At 63.8% G+C, this 19,095-nt stretch carries 19 protein-coding genes; 10 read left to right on the top strand and 9 right to left on the bottom strand.

Features of this window, described 5'->3' with window-relative positions:
* The first annotated feature begins 29 nt into the window (after positions 1-29).
* Positions 30-698, top strand: a complete 669-nt coding sequence (locus PIN01S_RS18650; RefSeq protein WP_090257240.1) for a TetR/AcrR family transcriptional regulator — start codon at positions 30-32, stop codon at positions 696-698.
* 459 nt (positions 699-1,157) lie between these two features.
* Here the strand turns inward: PIN01S_RS18650 and PIN01S_RS18645 are convergent, their stop codons facing one another.
* The 3 genes from PIN01S_RS18645 to PIN01S_RS26450 all read right to left on the bottom strand — a co-directional run bounded on the left by PIN01S_RS18645 (position 1,158) and on the right by PIN01S_RS26450 (position 2,843).
* Complete coding sequence (locus PIN01S_RS18645; protein WP_084337726.1) at positions 1,158-2,009, bottom strand: shikimate dehydrogenase; 852 nt, start codon at positions 2,007-2,009, stop codon at positions 1,158-1,160.
* A 4-nt stretch (positions 2,010-2,013) separates the two neighbouring features.
* Positions 2,014-2,454 carry a type II 3-dehydroquinate dehydratase gene (gene aroQ / locus PIN01S_RS18640; RefSeq protein WP_084337724.1) on the bottom strand — a complete coding sequence of 147 codons (441 nt, stop codon included), beginning with the start codon at positions 2,452-2,454 and terminating at the stop codon, positions 2,014-2,016.
* Positions 2,455-2,672: 218 nt separating this feature from the next.
* Entirely contained in the window at positions 2,673-2,843 is a 171-nt protein-coding gene (locus PIN01S_RS26450; protein WP_169715848.1) for a hypothetical protein, read from the bottom strand.
* Between the two features lie 101 nt (positions 2,844-2,944).
* Between PIN01S_RS26450 and PIN01S_RS18635 the strand changes: the two genes are divergently transcribed.
* Entirely contained in the window at positions 2,945-4,111 is a 1,167-nt protein-coding gene (locus PIN01S_RS18635) for an acetyltransferase domain-containing protein (protein WP_084337722.1), read from the top strand.
* 36 nt (positions 4,112-4,147) lie between these two features.
* Here the strand turns inward: PIN01S_RS18635 and PIN01S_RS18630 are convergent, their stop codons facing one another.
* Both PIN01S_RS18630 and PIN01S_RS18625 read right to left on the bottom strand, forming a co-directional pair.
* Entirely contained in the window at positions 4,148-4,555 is a 408-nt protein-coding gene (locus PIN01S_RS18630; RefSeq protein WP_084337720.1) for a PA2817 family protein, read from the bottom strand.
* A gap of 70 nt (positions 4,556-4,625) precedes the next feature.
* Complete coding sequence (locus PIN01S_RS18625) at positions 4,626-7,073, bottom strand: acyl-CoA dehydrogenase (RefSeq protein WP_084337718.1); 2,448 nt, start codon at positions 7,071-7,073, stop codon at positions 4,626-4,628.
* A 152-nt stretch (positions 7,074-7,225) separates the two neighbouring features.
* On the opposite strand from PIN01S_RS18625, the gene PIN01S_RS18620 reads away from it, so the two are divergent.
* The 6 genes from PIN01S_RS18620 to PIN01S_RS18595 all read left to right on the top strand — a co-directional run bounded on the left by PIN01S_RS18620 (position 7,226) and on the right by PIN01S_RS18595 (position 14,560).
* Positions 7,226-7,894, top strand: a complete 669-nt coding sequence (locus PIN01S_RS18620) for a transglutaminase-like domain-containing protein (RefSeq protein ID WP_084337716.1) — start codon at positions 7,226-7,228, stop codon at positions 7,892-7,894.
* A 32-nt stretch (positions 7,895-7,926) separates the two neighbouring features.
* Positions 7,927-8,547, top strand: coding sequence for a glutathione S-transferase family protein (locus tag PIN01S_RS18615; protein WP_084337714.1), 621 nt, complete (start codon positions 7,927-7,929; stop codon positions 8,545-8,547).
* 92 nt (positions 8,548-8,639) lie between these two features.
* The gene (locus PIN01S_RS18610; RefSeq protein WP_084337712.1) at positions 8,640-9,572 is read left to right on the top strand and encodes an ABC transporter ATP-binding protein; all 933 of its coding nucleotides are present in this window, start codon (positions 8,640-8,642) and stop codon (positions 9,570-9,572) included.
* Positions 9,569-10,348, top strand: a complete 780-nt coding sequence (locus PIN01S_RS18605; RefSeq protein WP_084337710.1) for an ABC transporter permease — start codon at positions 9,569-9,571, stop codon at positions 10,346-10,348. Before PIN01S_RS18610 ends, PIN01S_RS18605 begins: the two co-directional genes overlap by 4 nt.
* Positions 10,349-10,466: 118 nt before the next feature.
* A complete protein-coding gene (locus PIN01S_RS18600; RefSeq protein ID WP_084337708.1) occupies positions 10,467-11,495 on the top strand; it encodes an efflux RND transporter periplasmic adaptor subunit in 1,029 nt (342 codons plus the stop codon).
* Entirely contained in the window at positions 11,492-14,560 is a 3,069-nt protein-coding gene (locus PIN01S_RS18595) for an efflux RND transporter permease subunit (protein ID WP_084337706.1), read from the top strand. The genes PIN01S_RS18600 and PIN01S_RS18595 overlap by 4 nt, the downstream gene beginning before the upstream one ends.
* A 1-nt stretch (position 14,561) precedes the next feature.
* Here PIN01S_RS18595 and PIN01S_RS18590 read toward each other — a convergent pair whose 3' ends face one another.
* Together PIN01S_RS18590 and PIN01S_RS18585 are read right to left on the bottom strand one after the other, a co-directional pair.
* On the bottom strand, positions 14,562-15,929 hold the full coding sequence (locus PIN01S_RS18590; protein ID WP_084337704.1) for a heavy metal sensor histidine kinase: 1,368 nt from the start codon (positions 15,927-15,929) through the stop codon (positions 14,562-14,564).
* Entirely contained in the window at positions 15,926-16,606 is a 681-nt protein-coding gene (locus PIN01S_RS18585) for a heavy metal response regulator transcription factor (RefSeq protein ID WP_084337702.1), read from the bottom strand. The genes PIN01S_RS18590 and PIN01S_RS18585 overlap by 4 nt, the downstream gene beginning before the upstream one ends.
* Before the next feature lie 117 nt (positions 16,607-16,723).
* Here PIN01S_RS18585 and PIN01S_RS26790 point away from each other — a divergent pair, with 117 nt between their 5' ends.
* A complete protein-coding gene (locus tag PIN01S_RS26790) occupies positions 16,724-16,894 on the top strand; it encodes a co-regulatory protein PtrA N-terminal domain-containing protein (protein ID WP_169715849.1) in 171 nt (56 codons plus the stop codon).
* A 198-nt stretch (positions 16,895-17,092) separates the two neighbouring features.
* On the top strand, positions 17,093-17,923 hold the full coding sequence (queF, locus tag PIN01S_RS18580) for an NADPH-dependent 7-cyano-7-deazaguanine reductase QueF (RefSeq protein WP_084337700.1): 831 nt from the start codon (positions 17,093-17,095) through the stop codon (positions 17,921-17,923).
* A gap of 12 nt (positions 17,924-17,935) precedes the next feature.
* Here queF and PIN01S_RS18575 read toward each other — a convergent pair whose 3' ends face one another.
* Positions 17,936-18,202: a DUF4404 family protein gene (locus PIN01S_RS18575; protein WP_084337698.1), complete on the bottom strand. Its 267-nt coding sequence runs from the start codon at positions 18,200-18,202 to the stop codon at positions 17,936-17,938.
* A gap of 121 nt (positions 18,203-18,323) precedes the next feature.
* Positions 18,324-19,061, bottom strand: a complete 738-nt coding sequence (gene pcrP, locus PIN01S_RS18570; protein ID WP_084337696.1) for an HAD superfamily inactivated hydrolase PcrP — start codon at positions 19,059-19,061, stop codon at positions 18,324-18,326.
* Positions 19,062-19,095: the final 34 nt, after the last annotated feature.

Raw genomic sequence — 19,095 nt, 5'->3', positions numbered from 1 at the left:
CCCACTCCAACATGAGCCCCAGAACCCGTATGAGCGATACCGCAGAGAGCCTCGCACCCGCCAGTGAAGTGGCGCGCAAGGGACGCAAGAACAACCCGGAAAGGACCCGCGAGAGCATCCTGCGCGCGGCCATCGACGAGTTCGTCCGACATGGCCTGTCCGGCGCGCGGGTGGACGCCATCGCCGAGCGTACCCACACCTCCAAGCGGATGATCTACTACTACTTCTCCAGCAAGGAGCAGCTTTACCTGGCGGTGCTGGAGAAACTCTACGGCGACATCCGCAGCACCGAATCCAAGCTGCACCTGGGCGAGCTGACACCGCCCGAGGCGATTCGCCGGCTGATCGAATTCACTTTCGATCACCACGACCGCAACGTCGATTTCGTGCGCATCGTCAGCATCGAGAACATCCATCACGGCGAGCACATCACCCGTTCCGAAGTGATCCCGACCCTGAACAACTCGGTACTCGAAGCCATCGCCGACATCCTCCGCCGCGGCGAGGCCGAGGGCCTCTTCCGCAGCGGCTTGAACCCGCTGGACATCCACATGCTGATCAGCTCGTTCTGCTTCTACCGGGTGTCCAACCGCCACACCTTCGGCACTATCTTCCAGATCGACTTGTCCGCTGAGAGCATCAAGCAGCGGCACAAAGAGGTGATCTGTGAGTCGGTGTTGCGGTATATGCAGGCTTGAGCCTGCCTCTTACGGTTGCTGGAAGGTTCTGAGCCAAACCGATTACCGAGTTCAGTAGAGACTTCTTGTTTCGCCCCCCCCCCCGCGAGTTACTTCTGGCAGTCGCCCCAGAAGGTAACCAAGAGGGCTTGCCCCGGCATCCGGAACTAGGCGTCCCCGTCATGCTTCGCGAGACTCCCCTCCCTCCATCGCCGTTCCGGGGGTCCGACCTCGGCGGCCCCCTGCGAAGGGTCATCCCTGGCCAATCACGGCTCTCGCGGCATCCAGGCCGCTCAACCCCCTACACGACGATTCCGCTCGGCCTCCTGACGGGGCGTCGGAGTTGGCCCCACCTCTTCTGTACGCCTTCTGGCAAAGACAAAGCATCAGGGTTATTTCGCTATGCCGGGCAACATTAATCTCCCCTCTCCATTTCAGGGGAGAGGGGTTGGTTACGCACACAGCTAAATATCACCCTCTTCAAAAACTGGCGAAATGCGCCAGCATCCGCTGGGCATCGGCCTCCCGGCCGCTGAACATCTCGAACGCCTTGACCGCCTGGAACACCGCCATGTTGCCGCCGTCCAGCGTCCGGCAGCCAAGGGCGCGGGCATCGCGCAGCAGCTCGGTCTCCAATGGGAAATAGACGATCTCGGCGACCCACAACGCCGGGCGCAGCAATGCCTTCGGTACCGGCGTGCCGGGAAGCTTGGCCATACCCATGGGGGTGGTGTTGACCAGACCGTCGGCCACGGCCATGGCTGAGGGCAGATCCGCGCCGACCAGCACGCGGCCCGCGCCGAAGTGCTGGTTGAGATTGGCCGCCAGGGCCTGGGCGCGCGGCGGCTCGACGTCGAACAGGCTCAGCTGTTCGACGCCCTCGCTGAGTAAGGCATGGCCCACCGCGGCCCCGGCGCCTCCGGCTCCCATCTGTACCACCCGTTGCCGCGCCACGCCCGGCAGGCCGCGTCGGAAGCCCTCGGCGAAACCCAGGCAGTCGGTGTTGTGACCGACGCGCTTTCCATCCTTGAAGACCACGGTGTTCACCGCGCCAATACTGCGCGCCTCGTCCGACAGTTCGTCGAGCAGCGGAATGACTGCCTGTTTGCATGGGAAGGTGATGTTCAGCCCGGTGAAGCCCATGTACTGCGCGGCGTCGAGCAGGTGGGGCAGGGCGCTGGCGTCGAGGCCGAGTGCGTCCAGGTCGATCAGCCGGTAGAGGTAGCGCAGCTCCTGGGCATCGCCCTCGCGTTCGTGCAGGGCCGGCGTGCGCGAAGCCTGGATGCCGGCACCGATCAGGCCGGCTAGGATGCTGGGTTGGGCAGCGGACATGGTGTCATCCCTTGAGCAGTTGACTGAAGTACTGCAGCCCCAGGCGATAGCCCTGGCTGCCGAGACCGCAGATCACCCCGACGGCGATCGGCGAGACGAAGGAGTGATGGCGGAAGGGCTCGCGCTTGTGCACGTTGGACAGGTGCACTTCGAGCACCGGCAGTTCGCTGGCCACCAGCGCGTCGCGGATGGCCACCGAGGTATGGGTCCAGGCTGCCGGATTGATCAGGATGCCGGCGCAGCGCCCGCGTGCGCCGTGAATCCAGTCGAGCAGCTCGCCTTCGTGATTGGTCTGGCGGAACTCGATGCTCAGTCCGCACTCGGCCGCGGTGTCGGCGCACAGGCGGGAGATATCGGCGAGCGTCTCATGACCATAGGTGGCCGGTTCGCGGGCTCCGAGTAGGTTCAGATTGGGGCCGTTGAGCACCAGGATGCAGGGCGTCATAGGGGTCTCTTGTTGTTATCAGGGACGCCATGAAAATGTACTAACTGGTTAATCCAGTCAATCTGCTTCGACGGCGTCCCTCGACCCATTCCAGATATACAGTAGGGGTTAAAAACCAGGATTGACGGGGGGTTCGAGTAGCACGGCTGGTGCGCTCGGCATGCCGATAAAGCGTGCGATTATCGACTGCCTCTGGATAAATTACGCCCAGCGCGCCGTTAACGACCGATTCGTGGCCGCCACAGACGCAGATAGGCTTCCACTTGGCTGGTGCCGAGTTCGATGCTGGTGTTCTCGCTCTCGCGCAACACTTGCGCAGTGATCAGCAAGGGTTGGCCGACGAAGCCACTGGGTGGTTGGCCGGATAAGACGCGGTTGAGTTCGTCCACCAGTAATATTGTTTTGTTATAATGTTGCATATCTGCCAGCCAAGTTTCGGCCCGCTTCGATGATAAGTCGGGCTCCCTGGGCCCTATCTTGCGACCGTCGAATGAACACGCCCGTTACTGTTATTCCTACCGTCACCACTCGCCTGCGCTCCATCGACGCACTCCGTGGTTTGGTGATTCTCTTTATGCTGCTCGACCATGTGCGCGAGACCTTTTTCCTGCATCGACAGGTGCTGGACCCAATGGATGTCGGCAATACCAGCCCGGATCTGTTCGTCAGTCGGACGTTGGCGCATCTGTGTGCTCCGGTATTTGTTTTCCTCACCGGGTTGTCCGCGTTTCTCTATGGTGAGAAGCACAGCGGCCGCGCTGGCGTTTCGGCATTCCTGTTCAAGCGGGGGCTGTTCCTGGTCGTACTGGAGGTGACGCTCGTCAACTTCGCCTGGACGTTCCAATTTCCACCTCACGTCATTTATCTGCAGGTCATCTGGGCGATAGGGCTCAGCATGCTGGCGCTGTCCGCGCTGGTCTGGCTGCCGCGGGTGGCGTTGATCGTCCTGGGAATGGTGATCGTCGCCGGGCATAACCTGTTGGACCCGCTGCATTTCGAGACGGGCTCCTTGCTTCATGTGCCTTGGGCGATCCTGCACGACCGTGGTTGGCTGGTGTTCTCGGAAGCGTTGCGGTTGCGCACGTCCTACCCTTTGCTGCCGTGGATCGGGGTAATCGCGCTCGGGTACGCGGTGGGCCCCTGGTTCGCCGGTGACGTGGCGCCAGCGGTGCGGCAGAGGCGGCTGCTGGCCTGGGGTGTCGCTGCGCTAGTGGGGTTCGTGCTGGTTCGTCTGGCCAATGGTTATGGGGAAAAGCCCTGGGTCGAAGGCGAGACGGCCGTTGTCACGCTGATGAGTTTCTTCAACGTCACCAAGTATCCGCCGTCGCTGTTGTTCCTGGCCCTGACGCTGGGTGTCGGCCTGTCACTGCTGCGCTGGTTCGAGCGGCGGGAGGGGAGTCGTTGGCTGGTGCCGCTGGTGGTCTTCGGCGGTGCCCCGATGTTTTTCTATCTGTTGCACCTGTACGTGCTGAAGGTGCTGTACCTGTCGGCTGTACAGGTCTGGAGCCTGAACCAGGGCGATTATTTCGGGTTCGATTCGGTGGGGGCGGTCTGGCTGTGTGCGGTTGTGCTGGCGGTAGTACTGTATCCCGCCGTGCGCTGGTTTGCCGCGGTGAAGGCGCGCAGGCGTGATATCGCCTGGCTGAAATACTTCTGATGGAGGCCCGCCGGCATAGCCGGGCGGGCCTTCCGGTCAGTGCTTGCTGCTTTCCTGCGGCAGTGCGAGAAGCTGCTTTTCCTGGTTCCAGTCGAAGGGCAGGCCATTCTGCTCGGCTTCGTAGCGGCGCTCGTCGAGCTCCTGGAACAGGGCGATTTCATCGTCAGGCATGAAGTGCAGGCAATCGCCACCGAAGAACCACAGCAGGTCGCGCGGCACCAGGTGGGCGATCTGCGGGTAGCGGTGGAAGACCTGGCAGATCAGGTCCTGGCCGAGGTGCCGGTCCTCAGGGATATTCGGCAGGCTCATGAGCAGTTCGTCGAAGCGTTCGAGGAACAGCGCGTGGCTTTCGTCGGAGATCTGTTCGGCTTCGCCCATGGCGAGCAGGATGCCGCGCAGGTGGGCGAGCAGGGCCAGATGATGATCGAGATGCGGATTGGCCATGGGATACCTGTAGCTGTAAGGGCGCGGGATTATAGGCTGGCCCGCGCACGGTTGTCGTCTTGCCGGCGGTTCAGCGAACCTTGCCGGCCTCCAGTTGCAAGTCCTCCTTGGCATAATCGTCGACATCGATCACCGCCCGTCGCGCCTGTTCCGCTTCATGCAGACGTTGCGCTTCGCCTGGCTCCAGAGCACCGGTGGCGAGGGCGGCATCGATGGGGTTTTCCCCGGCTTTCGGAACCACGCGGCCATCCTTGAGCGCATGCTGGAGCTTTCTGGCGGTGTCGCGGCTGGCCTGCAGCAGGTTATAGGCATGTCGCAGGGCGCCTACCGCATCCTGCGGGTCCTGCGGGCGGTAGCAGCCCTCGACGAGTTGCTCCAGGGCCGGATCGCCATCGGGGCGACCGAGGACCTCCGCGACCTGCTCGTCCAGCGCATCCGAAGGCCCCTTGTGTCGACGACCGAAGGGGAACACCAGCACGCGCAGGGCGCAGCCGAGCACGCGGTTCGGGAAGTTACCGAGAATGCCCTCCAGCGCTTTCTCCGCTTCCGCCAGGGACTCCTCCAGCGACCAGCGCAGTAGCGCTTCCTGGGATTCCGGATAGCCGAGGTCGTGATAGCGCTTGAGCGCCGCCGAGCCGAGGTAGAGGTAGCTGAGCACGTCGCCGAGGCGCGCCGACAGTCGTTCGCGGCGTTTCAGGTCGCCGCCGAGCAGCATCATGCTGAGGTCCGCGAGCAGGGCGAAGGCGGCCGCGAGACGGTTCAGCTTGCGGAAGTAGCCGGGCAGAAGCCCTCGGCCCGGCGCCTGGCCCAGTAGGCCGAACGTCAGGCTCAGCACCAGGGTGCTCGCGGCGTTGCCCACGGCGAATCCGATGTGCCGCAGGAGCAGCCCATCGAACGCCAGGCGTGCGGCGTCCTGGTTCTGCGCGCTGGCCAGTTCCATTTCCTTGAGCACGTAGGGATGGCAGCGGATGGCACCCTGGCCGAAGATCATCAGGTTACGCGAAAGGATATTCGCCCCCTCCACGGTGATGAAGATCGGCGCCGCCTGCCAGGAGCGCGCGAGGTAGTTCTTCGGTCCCATGATGATGCCTTTGCCGCCGTGGATATCCATGGCGTGAGCGATGCATTCGCGACCTCGCTCGGTGAGGTGGTACTTGAGCACGGCGGACAGGACCGAGGGTTTTTCCCCCAGGTCGACGGCGTTGGCGGTGAGTACCCGGGCGCTATCCATCAGCCAGGCGTTACCGGCGATACGCGCCAGGGCTTCCTGGATGCCTTCGAAGGCGGCCAGCGGCACGTTGAACTGTTCGCGGACCTGCGCATAGCGCCCACTGGCGTAGCCGGTGGCCTTGGCCGCGCTGGTACCGACCGCCGGCAGCGAGATGGAGCGGCCGACCGAGAGGCAATTCATCAGCATCATCCAGCCTTTGCCGATCATGTCCTGGCCGCCGATGATGAAGCCCAACGGCACGAACACATCCTTGCCGGAATTGGGGCCGTTCATGAAGGCGGCGCCGAGGGGAATGTGACGCCGGCCGATCTCGACGCCGGGCAGGTCGGTGGGGATCAGCGCCAGCGAGATGCCCAGTTCTTCACGCTCGCCGAGCAGGTGGTCGGGGTCGTAGGTCTTGAAGGCCAGGCCGAGGAGAGTGGCCACCGGGCCGAGGGTGATATAGCGCTTTTCCCAGTTGAGACGCAGGCCGAGCACCTCTTCGCCCTGCCACTGGCCGCGGCAGATGATGCCGGTGTCGTGCATGGCTCCGGCATCGGAGCCGGCGTAGGGGCCGGTCAGGGCGAAACAGGGGATTTCCTCGCCGCTGGCCAGTCGCGGCAGGTAGCGGTTGCGCTGGTCCTCGGTGCCGTAATGCAGCAGCAGCTCGGCCGGGCCGAGGGAGTTGGGCACCATCACGGTGGATGCCAGGTCGCCGCTGCGGGTCGCCAGCTTCATCACGATTTGCGAGTGGGCATAGGCGGAGAAACCCTTGCCGCCGTATTCCTTCGGGATGATCAGGGCGAAGAAGCCTTGCTCCTTGATATAGGCCCAGACCTCTTCCGGCAGGTCCATGCGCTGGCCGACCTGCCAATCGTCGACCATGGCACAAAGTCGTTCGGTCGGTCCGTCGAGGAAGGCGCGCTCTTCTTCGGTGAGCCTGGCCGGTGGATAGGCGAGGAGCTTGTCCCAATCGGGGCGACCGCTGAACAGCTCGCCGTCCCACCAGACGGTGCCGGCATCGATGGCCTCGCGCTCGGTGTCCGAGATAGGCGGCAGAATCTTGCGGAACCAGTCGAACATCGGCCCGGTGATCAACGTGCGACGGAGTTCCGGGATCAGCAGCGGCAGGGCGACCGCCAGCCAGAGCAGCCAGAGGATCAGCATCAGCCAGCCGGGAACCTCGTCGGCGCTTCCCATGACGACGAGGTAGAGCGCGACCAGCGCCAGGGACGGCAGGGGCGCCAGACGCCAGTGAGCGAGGCAGGCGATGCCCAGTAGCAGAATCAATATCCAGACGAGCGACATCCATTTTCTCCAGGTGCGGCAGCCATCGGCGGCGGTGTGCCTTCAGCTTAGTCGGCCGATCTGGCGGCATGGGCGGAGAGGCTGGCCGAATCGTCGTGACGCGGGCGGCGATCGCCCGGATAGACTGGCGGCAGCCATATGGGAGAACCGCCATGCAGCCATTCCTTCGACCCGGCCGCTTCGTGGATAGTGACCACCCCCTGGTAGTGGAGTTCGCCGAACGTGCCTGCGGGACGAGCCGAGACCCGCTGGAGCAGGCAATCGCTCTCTATTACGCGGTGCGCGACGGCATCCGCTACAACCCTTACTCGTTCAGCCGCGATCCGGATACCTTGAAGGCCAGCCATGCCCTGGTCTCCGGCGAAAGCTATTGCGTGCCGAAGGCGATTCTGCTGGCCGCTTGCGCCCGGCATTGCGGCATCCCGGCACGGATCGGCCTGGCCGACGTACGCAACCATCTGTCCACGCCGCGCCTGCTGGAATTGCTGCGGAGCGAGGTGTTCGCCATGCATGGCTACACCGAGCTGTATCTGGATGGACGATGGGTCAAGGCGACACCTGCGTTCAACCTGGCCCTGTGCCGTCTGTTTGACGTGGAGCCGTTGGAGTTCGACGGCCGGCAGGACAGCGTTTTTCATCCATTCAACCGCCAGGGGCAGCGTTACATGGAGTATCTGGTCGACCATGGCCAGTTCGACGATCTGCCGGAATCGCTGTTCTTCGGCCATCTGGAGCGATGCTACCCGCACTTGTTCGCCGCCGATGCGCCACCCCTGTTGGGTGACATGCATCGGGAAGCCAGCGGCAGCGAGAGCGGCTAGACTGCTCGGCGACACGATGGTGGAGAGCGGAAATGCTGAAGATCTGGGGGCGGAAGAATTCCAACAACGTGCGCAAGGTGCTCTGGTGTGCCGAGGAACTCGGCCTGCCGTACGAGCGGATCGATGCCGGTGGCGCGTTCGGTGTGGTGAACGACCCGGCGTTCCGGGCGAAGAATCCGAACGGTCTGGTGCCTTTGATCGAGGACGGCGATTTCCTGCTCTGGGAATCCAATGCCATCGTCCGCTACCTCTGTGCTCGCCATGGCGAAGGCTCGTTGCTGCCGGACTTGTTGACGCAGCGGGCCAGTGCCGACCGCTGGATGGACTGGATGAGCACGTCCTTTGTCGATCCCTTCCGGACCGTGTTCTGGGGGCTGGTGCGTACATCCGAGGCGGAGCGCGACCTGCCCGCCATCCAGGCGGCCGTCGCCCGCTGCAACGAGCTGCTGGCCATCCCCGCGCGGGCTCTGGAGACACAGCCGTTCCTGTCCGGCGAGCGCCTGGGCATGGGCGATATCCCGCTGGGCAGCTTTATCTACGGCTGGTTCGAAATGCCCATCGAGCGGCAGCCGCGGCCGGCGCTGGAAGCCTGGTACGAGCGCTTGAAGCAACGGCGGGCCTATCGGGATGGGGTGATGACCGAGTTGACCTGAGTCGCCTTATAACTGTGAATGAGGTCAAACGGTTGCAATTGGCCGTTCCAGCCCTTATCTAGCTTCTTCCTTTCTCTGCACGTGCATCCGACATGAGTTCCGCCCTGTCCATCCGGCAGTTGACCAAGACCTACGGCAACGGATTCCAGGCCCTCAAGGGCATCGATCTGGACGTGGCCGAAGGCGATTTCTTCGCCTTGCTCGGCCCCAACGGTGCCGGCAAGTCCACCACTATCGGCATCCTCTCCACCCTGGTGAACAAGACCAGCGGCACGGTGAACGTGTTCGGTCACGACCTGGACAAGGAGCCCTATGCGCTGAAGCGTTGCCTCGGCGTGGTGCCCCAGGAATTCAACTTCAACCAGTTCGAGAAGGTTTTCGACATTGTCGTGACCCAGGCCGGCTATTACGGGATTCCGAGCAAGCTGGCGAAGGAGCGCGCCGAGGAGTATCTGAACCAGCTCGGCCTGTGGGACAAGCGCAATTCCGCGTCCCGCGAGCTGTCCGGCGGCATGAAGCGGCGCCTGATGATCGCCCGGGCGCTGGTCCATCGGCCGCGCCTGCTGATCCTCGACGAGCCGACCGCCGGGGTGGACATCGAGCTGCGTCGCTCGATGTGGAGTTTCCTCACCGAGCTGAACCAGAAAGGCATCACCATCATCCTCACCACGCACTATCTGGAAGAGGCCGAGCAGCTCTGCCGCAACATCGGCATCATCGACCACGGGCGCATCGTCGAGAACACCAGCATGCGCGAGCTGTTGAAGAAGCTGCACGTGGAAACCTTCGTGCTCGACCTCAAGGAGTCGCTGTTGATCGAGCCGCAACTGGAGGGCTACCCGGCTCGCCTGCTGGATTCCCATACCCTGGAAGTGCAGGTGGAGAAGCACCTCGGCATCACCGAGCTGTTCCGCCAATTGGCGGCGCAGCACATCGAGGTCTTCAGCCTGCGCAACAAGACCAACCGCCTCGAGGAGCTGTTCGTCTCCCTGGTGGAACAGAACCTGGCGAAGGTGGCGAAATGAGCAGTGAACTGCGCCCGAACCTGATTGCCCTGCAGACCATCGTCGTGCGCGAGGTGCGCCGCTTCCTGCGCATCTGGCCGCAGACCCTGCTGCCGCCGGCGATCACCATGGTGCTGTACTTCGTCATCTTCGGCCGGTTGATCGGTTCGCGCATCGGCGAGATGGACGGCTTTACCTACATGGAATTCATCGTGCCGGGCCTGATCATGATGTCGGTGATCACCAACGCCTACGGCAACGTGGTGTCCAGTTTCTTCGGCAGCAAGTTCCAGCGCTCCATCGAAGAGCTGCTGGTCTCGCCGGTTTCGGCCCACATCATCCTCATCGGCTACGTGGTCGGCGGCATCCTGCGCGGTCTTGCGGTGGCGGCCATCGTGACGATGCTGTCGCTGTTTTTCACCGACCTGTCTGTGCACCACCTGGGGGTGACGGTGCTGGTGATCGCCCTGGCGGCGACGATCTTTTCCCTCGGCGGCTTCATCAATGCCGTCTATGCGCGCAACTTCGATGACATTTCGATCATTCCTACCTTCGTGCTGACGCCGTTGACTTACCTGGGCGGGGTGTTCTATTCGATCCACCTGCTGCCGGGCTTCTGGCAGGCGCTGTCGATGGCCAACCCGATCCTGCACATGGTCAATGCGTTCCGCTACGGCATTCTCGGGGTGTCGGACATCAACATCGGCACCGCCATCGCCTTCATGCTGGCGGCCACGGCGGTGCTGTATGTCTATTGCATCCGTCTGTTGGTCAGCGGGCGTGGCATGCGCCAGTGAGGCGGTTCGCCGGTCTGGTTCGCAGTGCTGGCAGAAAAATATCGCGATACATCTTCAACGGCTGAGTTGAGCGGGCTTCGCCGGTAGACTCAGCCTCTTCAAGAAGAAGAGGTTGTCTATGTCCACCCGTGCGTATTCCCTGGTTGTGGCCGCGGCCTTGCTGTGGTCGGGTTTCGCTCTTGGACAGGAGCCGCAAGGGCCCCTGGTCGAAGTGGTACAGCCACAGCGGACGCTGGTGCGCGATGAGCTGATTACCTTCGGCTCGCTGCGATCCGACGAGTCGGTGACGATCCGGCCGGAAATCGAAGGCCGGGTGAGCCGGCTGCATTTTCGCGAAGGGCAGGCGGTGAGTGGCGGCGATCTGCTGGTTAGCCTGGACGATGCCATTGCCCGTGCTGAACTGGCCCAGGCCCGGGCCAATCTCGATCTCGCGGAAAAGAACTACCAGCGCGCCCAGATGCTCTTCAAACGCGGCGCCAGCAACGCCCAGGCGCTGGACGAGGCACAGTCCCAGCAGCAGGCGGCGCGCGCCAGCCTGGCGTTGTCCCAGGCACGACTGGAGAAAACACAGATTCGCGCGCCCTACGATGGCGTGCTCGGTCTGCGCCAGATCAGCGTCGGCGACTATGTCGAGGCGGGCCAGGATATCGTCAACCTGGAAGTGCTCGACCCGCTCAAGGTGGATTTCCGTGTGCCGCAGAAGGCGGTGGGGCAGATCGAACTCGGCCAGGTGGTCGAGCTCAGCCTCGATGCCTATCCGGGCGAGGTGTTCCGTGGCGAGATCGTCGCCCTCAACCCTCGCCTGGACGAAGTGGGCCGTAGCCAGGCGGTGCGTGCCCAGGTCGGCAATGGCGACCACCGCCTCAAGCCGGGGCAGTTCGTGAAGGTTTCGGTGATTCTTGCCGAACGTCCGCAGGCACTGGTGATTCCCGAGGAAGCGGTGATGCCGCTGGGGAGCAAGCTGCTGGTCAACCTGGTGGTCGACGGCAAGGTGGAGCTGCGCGAAATCCAGGTCGGCCGCCGCGACCGCGGACGGGTCGAGGTGAACGCAGGATTAAGCGGCGACGAAACCCTGATCAGCGCCGGCTGGCAGAAGGTCAAGCCGGGCATGGCGGTCCGCAGCAAACCGGCCGGGGAGGGCGCATGACGCTCTCCGACGTCTGCATCCGCCGCCCGGTATTCGCCACCGTCCTGTCGCTGATCATCGTCCTGCTCGGGCTGATGGCCTACCAGCGGCTGTCGGTGCGCGAGTATCCGAATATCGACGTGCCAATCGTCACGGTCAACGTCACCTATCCCGGCGCCAGCCCGGAGATCATGGAGTCGCAGGTGGCGCAGCCGATCGAGGACGTGCTGTCGGGCATCGAGGGACTGGATTTCGTCAGCTCCATCAGTCGTTCGGAAAACACCCAGATCACCGCGCAATTCCGCCTCGGCAGCAATTCCGACGAAGCCGCCAACGATGTGCGCGACCGTCTCGGACGCGTGCGCGGCCTGTTGCCCGAGGAAATCGACGAACCCATCGTGCAGAAGGTCGAGGCCGACGCCCAGCCGGTCATCTGGATGGCGTTCTTCAGCGAGCGCTATTCGGCGATGGAAATCACCGATGTGCTGGAGCGGGTGATCCAGGATCGCCTGCAGACCATCCCTGGTGTCTCCGAGGTACAGATTCGCGGCGCGCGAACCTTCGCCATGCGCATCTGGCTAGACCCGGAGAAGCTGGCCGCCCACGGGCTCACCGTACAGGACGTGGAAGATGCGCTGCGCCGGCAGAACGTGGAAATCCCGGCCGGCCGCATCGAGTCGCAGCAACGCGAGTTCACCGTGCTGTCGGAGACTGACCTGAGGACACCGGACGAATTCAACGACCTGATTCTCGACGACTCGCGCGGCTACCTGCTGCGCCTCTCGGATGTGGGACGGGCGGAGATCGGCCCGGCGGATGTGCGCAGCGTGGTGCGCTACAAGGGCCGGCCGGCCGTGGTGATCGGCATGGTCAAGCAGGCGACGGCCAACCCGCTGGAGATATCCGACGGCCTTGCCGAGGCGATGCCGGCGATCCGCGACCTGTTGCCCGACGGCATGGAAATGGCCGTGGCCAACGACAATTCGCTGTTCATCCGCGAGTCGATCAACAACGTCTACGCCACCATCTGGGAAGCGGTGGCACTGGTCATCCTGATCATCTTCCTGTTCCTCCGCTCGTTGCGCGCCACGCTGATCCCGCTGGTGACCATCCCGGTCTCGCTGATCGGTGCCTTCGCCCTGATGTCGCTGATGGGCTTCACCATCAACACCCTGACCTTGCTGGCCATGGTCCTGGCCATCGGTCTGGTGGTGGACGATGCCATCGTCATGCTGGAGAACATCCACCGGCACATCGAGGAGGGCACGCAGCCATTGCAGGCGGCGCTCAAGGGTAGTCGCGAGATCGCCTTCGCGGTGATCGCCATGACCCTGACCCTGGCGGCCGTCTATGCGCCTATCGGCTTCATGCAGGGCACCACCGGCAAGTTGTTCACCGAGTTCGCCTGGACTCTCGCCGGTGCGGTGCTGGTGTCCGGCTTCGTCGCACTGACCCTGTCGCCGATGATGTGTGGCCACCTGCTCAAACCGCAACGGGCCAATGAACGGCATAGCCGGGTGTACAACCTGATCGAAGGCTTCCTCAATGGCGTGACCTATCGCTACAAGCACCTGCTGCAGTGGGTGCTGAGCGCCTGGGTGATGGTCGTGGCGGTGCTGCTGGCGGTGCTGCTGGTCTGCGTCTGGCTGTTTCTCGGGCTGCGTTCGGAGCTGGCGCCGACCGAGGACACCGGCACCATCATCGGTGTGATCAACGGCCCGGACGGCGCCACCATCGGCTACACCAGCCGCTATGCGCGGCAACTGGAGCAGGCCTACGCGAGCGTTCCCGAGACCAACCGCTACCTGGTGGTCGCCGGTTTCCCCACGGTGACCCAGGGCATTTCCTTCATGAAGCTGGAGGATTGGGATAAGCGCGAGCGCAGCCAGTTCGAGATTCGCCAGGAACTGCTGCCCAAGCTGCAGGACATCACCGGCGTGCGCGCCTTCCCGGTGAACCGCCCGCCGCTCGGGCAGAGCGCGCGCAACCAGCCGGTGAACTTCGTCATCCGCTCCTCGCTGGAATACGCCGAACTGGAGACCTACGTGGATCAGTTGCTGGCGAAGATACGCAACTATCCCGGCCTGGAAAGCGTGGACAGCGACCTCAAGCTGAACACCCCGCAATTGAAGGTCCAGGTGAACCGCGAGCAGGCCGTGGCGGTGGGCACCGATGTCGCCACCATTGGCCGCAGCCTGGAAAGCCTGTTCGGCAGCCGCCAAGTGACTCGCTTCAAGCAGAACGGCGAGCAGTACGACGTGCTGGTGCAACTGGCGGACGTCGACCGCAGCAACCCGGCGGACCTCGACCGGGTCTACGTGCGCGCCGGCGACGGTTCCATGGTGCAGCTATCGAACCTGATCGATGTGAAGGAAACCGTCGCGCCCCGCGAGCTCAACCACTTCAACCAGTTGCGGGCGGTGACCATCACCGCCAACGTCGGCGCCGGCTACACCCTCGGCGAGGCGCTGGAGCACCTGGAAGCCGAGGCCCGGCAGATCTTCCCGGAGGACACCCAGTTCGATTACACCGGTACCTCGCGGGACTTCAAGGAATCCAGCTCGGGTATCGCACTGATCTTCGTACTCGCCCTGGCCTTCATTTACCTGGTGCTGGCGGCGCAGTTCGAGAGCTTCTTCGATCCGCTGATCATCCTGTTCAGCGTGCCCTTGTCCATGGCGGGTGCGCTGTTGGCGCTCAAGCTGTTCGGCGGCACCCTGAACATCTACTCCCAGGTGGGGCTGGTGACGCTGATCGGCCTGATTACCAAGCACGGCATCCTGATCGTCGAGTTCGCCAACCATCTGCTGCGCGAAGGGCATGAGCTGCGCAGCGCGGTGCTGGACGCCTCGGTGCAGCGCTTGCGGCCGATCCTGATGACTACCGGCGCCATGGTGCTCGGTTCGTTGCCGTTGGCCATCGCCTCCGGGGCCGGTGCGGAAAGCCGCCAGCAGATCGGCATGGTGATCGTCGGTGGGTTGCTGGTGGGAACCTTCTTCACCCTGTTCGTGATCCCGACGCTCTATTTGTTGTTACGCCGTTGGCGGCCGTTGCGTCAGGAAATCCCGGAGCCGTCGCTGGCTTGAGTCAGGCGGGGAATTCGAGGATGAATCGGGTCAGGCCATCGCTCGATTCGCACTGGATACGCCCACCGTGGGCCTCCATCAGCGAGCGGGTGATGGCCAACCCAAGGCCGGCATGCTCGCTGCCGTTCGTTGCGCCGGTCGGGGCACCGCGGGCGAAGCGGTCGAACAGACGCGGCAGCAGCTCGCCGGGGATTTCCGTGCCGGGGTTTTCCACCACCAGTTGCAGGCCGCCAGCGTGGGCCAGTATCTGGATGAGGATCTGGCCGCCCGGTGGGGTATGGCGCAAGGCGTTTTCCAGCAGATTGCCGAGCATGCGGCGTAGCAGGCTGCGGTCGGCGTAGAGCGTGCCGTCTCCCTCCAGGGCAAAGCGGACCTCCGCTTCCTCGGCCACCGGTTCGTAGAATTCCAGCAGACCGCCGATTTCCTCGCTCAGCGACAGCGGTTCGCGATGGGGGGCGAGCAACCCATGCTCGGCCTTGGCCAGCAGAAGCATGTCGTTGACCATCTGGGTCAGTTGTTCGAGCGCATCCAGATTGTCGTGCAGGGCCTCCCGGTACTCGTCCTGGCTGCGTGGCTGCGACAGCACCACCTGGGTCCGGGTCAGCAGAGCGGTGAGCGGCGTCCGCAGTTCGTGGGCGATGTCCGCGGAAAACGCCGAGAGCCGTTTGAAGGCTTCTTCGAGGCGCGCCAGCATGGCGTTCAGCGCTTGTACCAGTCCGCGCAACTCGACTGGAACCGATTGCTCGTCCAGGCGCACCGTCAACGACTGCGCCGACACGCCGGCAGCGATTTCCGACATCTCACGCAGCGGCCGCAGCCCCCGGCGCGCAGCCCAGCCTCCCAGCAGCGCGGTGGCCAGGGCGGCGAGGGCCATGGTCGCCCAGATCGCCCGCTGTACCCCCTCGAGGAAGTGCTGGTGATGAGTGATATCCAGCAACAGCGTCAGCTTGGGGCCGAGGGTGAAACGCGGAAGCAGCGGGGCGTGCAGTACCCGGTAGAGGCTGTCTTCGAGCTGCCAGTCGTGGAATCGCCCGGGCGCAGGCAGCATCAGGTCCTCGCGGGACAGGCGGGCGGGGTAGGCGAACCACAGTTTGCCGTCCGGGCCGTGCAGGCGCAGCCCGAGGTCGGGTTGGTGGATCAGCTCCAGTTCCAGCTCCTCGCGCCTGGTTTCCAGCGCCGCCTGCGTATCGACGCCCTGCAGCAGCGTGCGGAAGTGTTCCAGACGGGCGTCCATGAGTTGCCGGTCCAGATCGACGAAGTGCGCCTCGCTGGCACGGCTGAACAGCACGCCGGCAAGCAGCGAGACGCTGGCGGTACAGGCCGCGAACAACAGCGCCAGGCGCGATGCGAGAGAAAGGCGGGCGATCATGCGTCCTGGTCCTCCAGCACGTAGCCCATGCCGCGAACGGTATGGATGAGCTTGCGCGGATAGTTGTCGTCGACTTTGGCGCGCAGGCGGCGGATGGCGACTTCGATGACATTGGTGTCGCTGTCGAAATTCATGTCCCACACCTGGGAAGCGATCAGGGATTTCGGCAGCACTTCGCCCTGGCGGCGCATCAGCAGTTCGAGCAGGGAGAACTCTTTGGCGGTGAGGTCGATCCGCTGGCCGTCACGCTGGACACGGCGGCGCAGCAGGTCGAGTTCCAGGTCGGCGATGGCCAGGCGGGTTTCTTGCGGGCTAACGGTGCCGCGCCGCAGCAGGCTGCGCACCCGGGCCAACAGCTCGGCGAAGGCGAACGGTTTGACCAGGTAATCGTCGGCGCCGCTTTCCAGGCCATGTACGCGGTCCTCGACGCTATCGCGGGCGGTGAGAAAGAGCACCGGTGTGGAGCGGTCCTTCTCGCGCAGCTTGCGGACGATCTGCCAGCCATCGCGGCCAGGCAGCATCACATCCAGCAACAGCAGATCGTAATCGCCGGACAGGGCCAACTGTTCGCCTTCCAGGCCGTCGTTCACCCAGTCGACTGCATAGCCGGCTTCGCCGAGACCCTGGCGCAGATAGCGGCCGATGTTGGGTTCGTCTTCGACGATCAATAGCTTCACCGGCGAAGTCCTCGTTCGGGCTGACAAAAACGTAAGAGAGACGTCAGCCAGCCGACAGCGGTGCGTCCGCAAACTCTTGCCAAGGGCACCAGAGCGCCCGAACTCATCCGGAGAACCATGACCATGCGAATCTTTTCCCTTTCCATCCTGTTGCTGGCCCTGTTTCAAACCATGCCGGCCTCTGCCGAAGGTGGCGGTGACCGTGTGATCGCCCGCATCGAGCAGCAAACCAAGACGCCTCAGGTCGCTCATCAGGGCAGCGAGACGTCGGGCGGACGGCACTGCTGACGATTGCTCCGCAGCGGAGGACCCTGCCGCTGCCTTGCCCGTCGTGATGCGCGGCGGGCTTTTTATAACCTGTCATCCTTTAGAAAAGACCAAACTGACGAAGATGTAATCTTCTCGTCAGGCGGGAAATGCCTGCGGCTGAAACAGCCGGGGAAACTGTATACACTTGCCGCGTTCCATCAGTCAGGTCCTGTTGTCATGCATCCCTCCGCCGAGCATTCGCCCCTGGGCAAGTCCAGCGAATACATTGCCGTCTATACCCCCGAGCTGCTGTTCCCCATTCCTCGTGCGCCCAAGTGGGCCGAGCTGGGGCTGAGTGCACAGGCGCTTCCTTACCAAGGCGTGGATATCTGGACCTGCTATGAGCTGTCCTGGCTGGCGCCCTCCGGCAAGCCCTGCGTGGCCATCGGCGAATTCGCCATCCCGGCCGACTCGCCGAATATCATCGAGTCCAAGTCGTTCAAGTTGTATCTCAACTCGCTGAACCAGACGGTCTTTGCCGACCGCGTCGAGTTGCAGGCAACGCTGGAAAGGGACCTGTCCTCGGCAGCCGGCAAGTCGGTGGCGGTGCGGGTGCGCAATTTGGACGAGGTTGCAGCGGAGGGTGTGGCACTGCTGCCGGGGCGCTGCATCGACGATCTGGACGTGACGATCTCCCGCTACGACCACCCACAGCCGGACCTGCTGCGATGCGATCCGGAGCGGCAGGTCGAGGAGTGCCTGTACAGCCATCTGCTGAAGTCCAACTGCCCGGTCACCGGGCAGCCCGACTGGGGCAGTGTGGTGGTGGATTACCGTGGCCCGGCCCTGGACCCGGCCAGCCTGCTGGCCTACCTGGTGAGCTTCCGCCAGCATGCGGATTTCCATGAGCAGTGCGTCGAGCGGGTCTACCTGGATCTGCTGCGTCTGCTACGGCCGGAACGGCTGACGGTCTATGCGCGCTATGTGCGCCGTGGCGGCCTGGACATCAATCCGTACCGCAGCACGGATGCCGTACAGCCGGACAATCGCCGGCTGGTGCGGCAGTAGCCCGACTGTGTTCTAGATGCCCATGTTGGCCAGGCTCTGCAGGATATTGCGCAGGGTGCCGGCCAGCGTGGGATGGCTGACCTCGAAGCGTTCGACGGCCAGGTTGACTCCGTCCACCAGGGTCGGGTCCGGTTCGTCGGAGGTCTGCCGTTCCAGCTCCACTTCGATATCCCGCATCAAGGCCAGCAACGAGGCGCGCTCCTCGTCGCTCAGGGGCGTGCCCCGAGCCAGTTGATCGCGCAGGTCCTCCAGTTGTTGCTGCAGGTCGCGTGTGGCCATGTACTTCTCCCTCTCTTCAAGTCAGTCACCGACATGGACCCTGGCGGGCGGCCAAAGGTCCCTGCTCATGCTTCAAGGGTAATCCAGTGAGGCGGTGCCTGCCTGATTCGAGTCAACGAACTTAGGGCTTTTCCCCTTTCTGCCGGCGGACCGCCAAGTCTTCCAGGCAGGTGGCGAGATCGCCCAGGTGATCGATCACCGAGTGGGCACCCAGGCGATACAGCTCAAGCGTGGCCTGGGCGCGAAGACGATCGCGTTCCAGCGGGGCGAGTGCCTGCCAATCGGCGGGAGCCAGGCCACAAAGGGGGCCGCAGGCGGCCAGGCCCACGGTCCAAACGCCGGCGTTCAGGCCAGAGCGGAGCAGGCGTGGATCGCCGCTGACCAAGACGCAATGGCGCGGATCATCGGCCTCGACCGCCATCAACGCCTGCCAGCAGGCGTCCGGCGCCGGCCAGGGGCGAGAGGGCGAAGCGGCGACGCCGACCAGTCCGTCCGGCAGCACGCTGGCCAACGCCTGGTTGGTATCGCTTGGCAGTTCGTCCAGCCAGGTACAGCGCACGTCCCGGCGGAAGAGATCGGCCAGCAGCTCCCGGCATCCAGGGGTGAGTTCGGCGTGTTCGACGGCCGCTTGTGTCAACGCCCGGGTGAGAGTATGTCGATCCGCCTCGTCTGGAACGCGTTCGAGCCAGGCACGCAGGGCTGTTTCGGGGTGGCGCTCGGCGCTGTCGAGAACTTGGTGACGAGGAAAGGCGTATTGCAGGGCAACGGGCAGGGTGCGAGCGCCAAAATCCACCAGGCAGCCGGACAGGCCGAAGAGCACGGCGGAGAAGGCGGGGGGCTCGATGGTGGTGGCGGGCATCCTCTTTGCTCCGGTAAAAGGTTCAATCCAACCT

The sequence above is a fragment of the Pseudomonas indica NBRC 103045 genome (assembly GCF_002091635.1).
In the GTDB taxonomy this organism is placed as follows: domain Bacteria; phylum Pseudomonadota; class Gammaproteobacteria; order Pseudomonadales; family Pseudomonadaceae; genus Pseudomonas_M; species Pseudomonas_M indica.
This window is presented reverse-complemented; position numbering and strand designations above follow the sequence as displayed.

Bases quoted from the DNA above. Each gene is read 5' to 3' on its own strand.
- PIN01S_RS18650 (WP_090257240.1), top strand. From the start codon at position 30: ATGAGCGATACCGCAGAGAGCCTCGCACCCGCCAGTGAAGTGGCGCGC.
- PIN01S_RS18645 (WP_084337726.1), bottom strand. From the start codon at position 2,009: ATGTCCGCTGCCCAACCCAGCATCCTAGCCGGCCTGATCGGTGCCGGC.
- aroQ (WP_084337724.1), bottom strand. From the start codon at position 2,454: ATGACGCCCTGCATCCTGGTGCTCAACGGCCCCAATCTGAACCTACTC.
- PIN01S_RS18635 (WP_084337722.1), top strand. From the start codon at position 2,945: ATGAACACGCCCGTTACTGTTATTCCTACCGTCACCACTCGCCTGCGC.
- PIN01S_RS18630 (WP_084337720.1), bottom strand. From the start codon at position 4,555: ATGGCCAATCCGCATCTCGATCATCATCTGGCCCTGCTCGCCCACCTG.
- PIN01S_RS18625 (WP_084337718.1), bottom strand. From the start codon at position 7,073: ATGTCGCTCGTCTGGATATTGATTCTGCTACTGGGCATCGCCTGCCTC.
- PIN01S_RS18620 (WP_084337716.1), top strand. From the start codon at position 7,226: ATGCAGCCATTCCTTCGACCCGGCCGCTTCGTGGATAGTGACCACCCC.
- PIN01S_RS18615 (WP_084337714.1), top strand. From the start codon at position 7,927: ATGCTGAAGATCTGGGGGCGGAAGAATTCCAACAACGTGCGCAAGGTG.
- PIN01S_RS18610 (WP_084337712.1), top strand. From the start codon at position 8,640: ATGAGTTCCGCCCTGTCCATCCGGCAGTTGACCAAGACCTACGGCAAC.
- PIN01S_RS18605 (WP_084337710.1), top strand. From the start codon at position 9,569: ATGAGCAGTGAACTGCGCCCGAACCTGATTGCCCTGCAGACCATCGTC.
- PIN01S_RS18600 (WP_084337708.1), top strand. From the start codon at position 10,467: ATGTCCACCCGTGCGTATTCCCTGGTTGTGGCCGCGGCCTTGCTGTGG.
- PIN01S_RS18595 (WP_084337706.1), top strand. From the start codon at position 11,492: ATGACGCTCTCCGACGTCTGCATCCGCCGCCCGGTATTCGCCACCGTC.
- PIN01S_RS18590 (WP_084337704.1), bottom strand. From the start codon at position 15,929: ATGATCGCCCGCCTTTCTCTCGCATCGCGCCTGGCGCTGTTGTTCGCG.
- PIN01S_RS26790 (WP_169715849.1), top strand. From the start codon at position 16,724: ATGACCATGCGAATCTTTTCCCTTTCCATCCTGTTGCTGGCCCTGTTT.
- queF (WP_084337700.1), top strand. From the start codon at position 17,093: ATGCATCCCTCCGCCGAGCATTCGCCCCTGGGCAAGTCCAGCGAATAC.
- PIN01S_RS18575 (WP_084337698.1), bottom strand. From the start codon at position 18,202: ATGGCCACACGCGACCTGCAGCAACAACTGGAGGACCTGCGCGATCAA.
- pcrP (WP_084337696.1), bottom strand. From the start codon at position 19,061: ATGCCCGCCACCACCATCGAGCCCCCCGCCTTCTCCGCCGTGCTCTTC.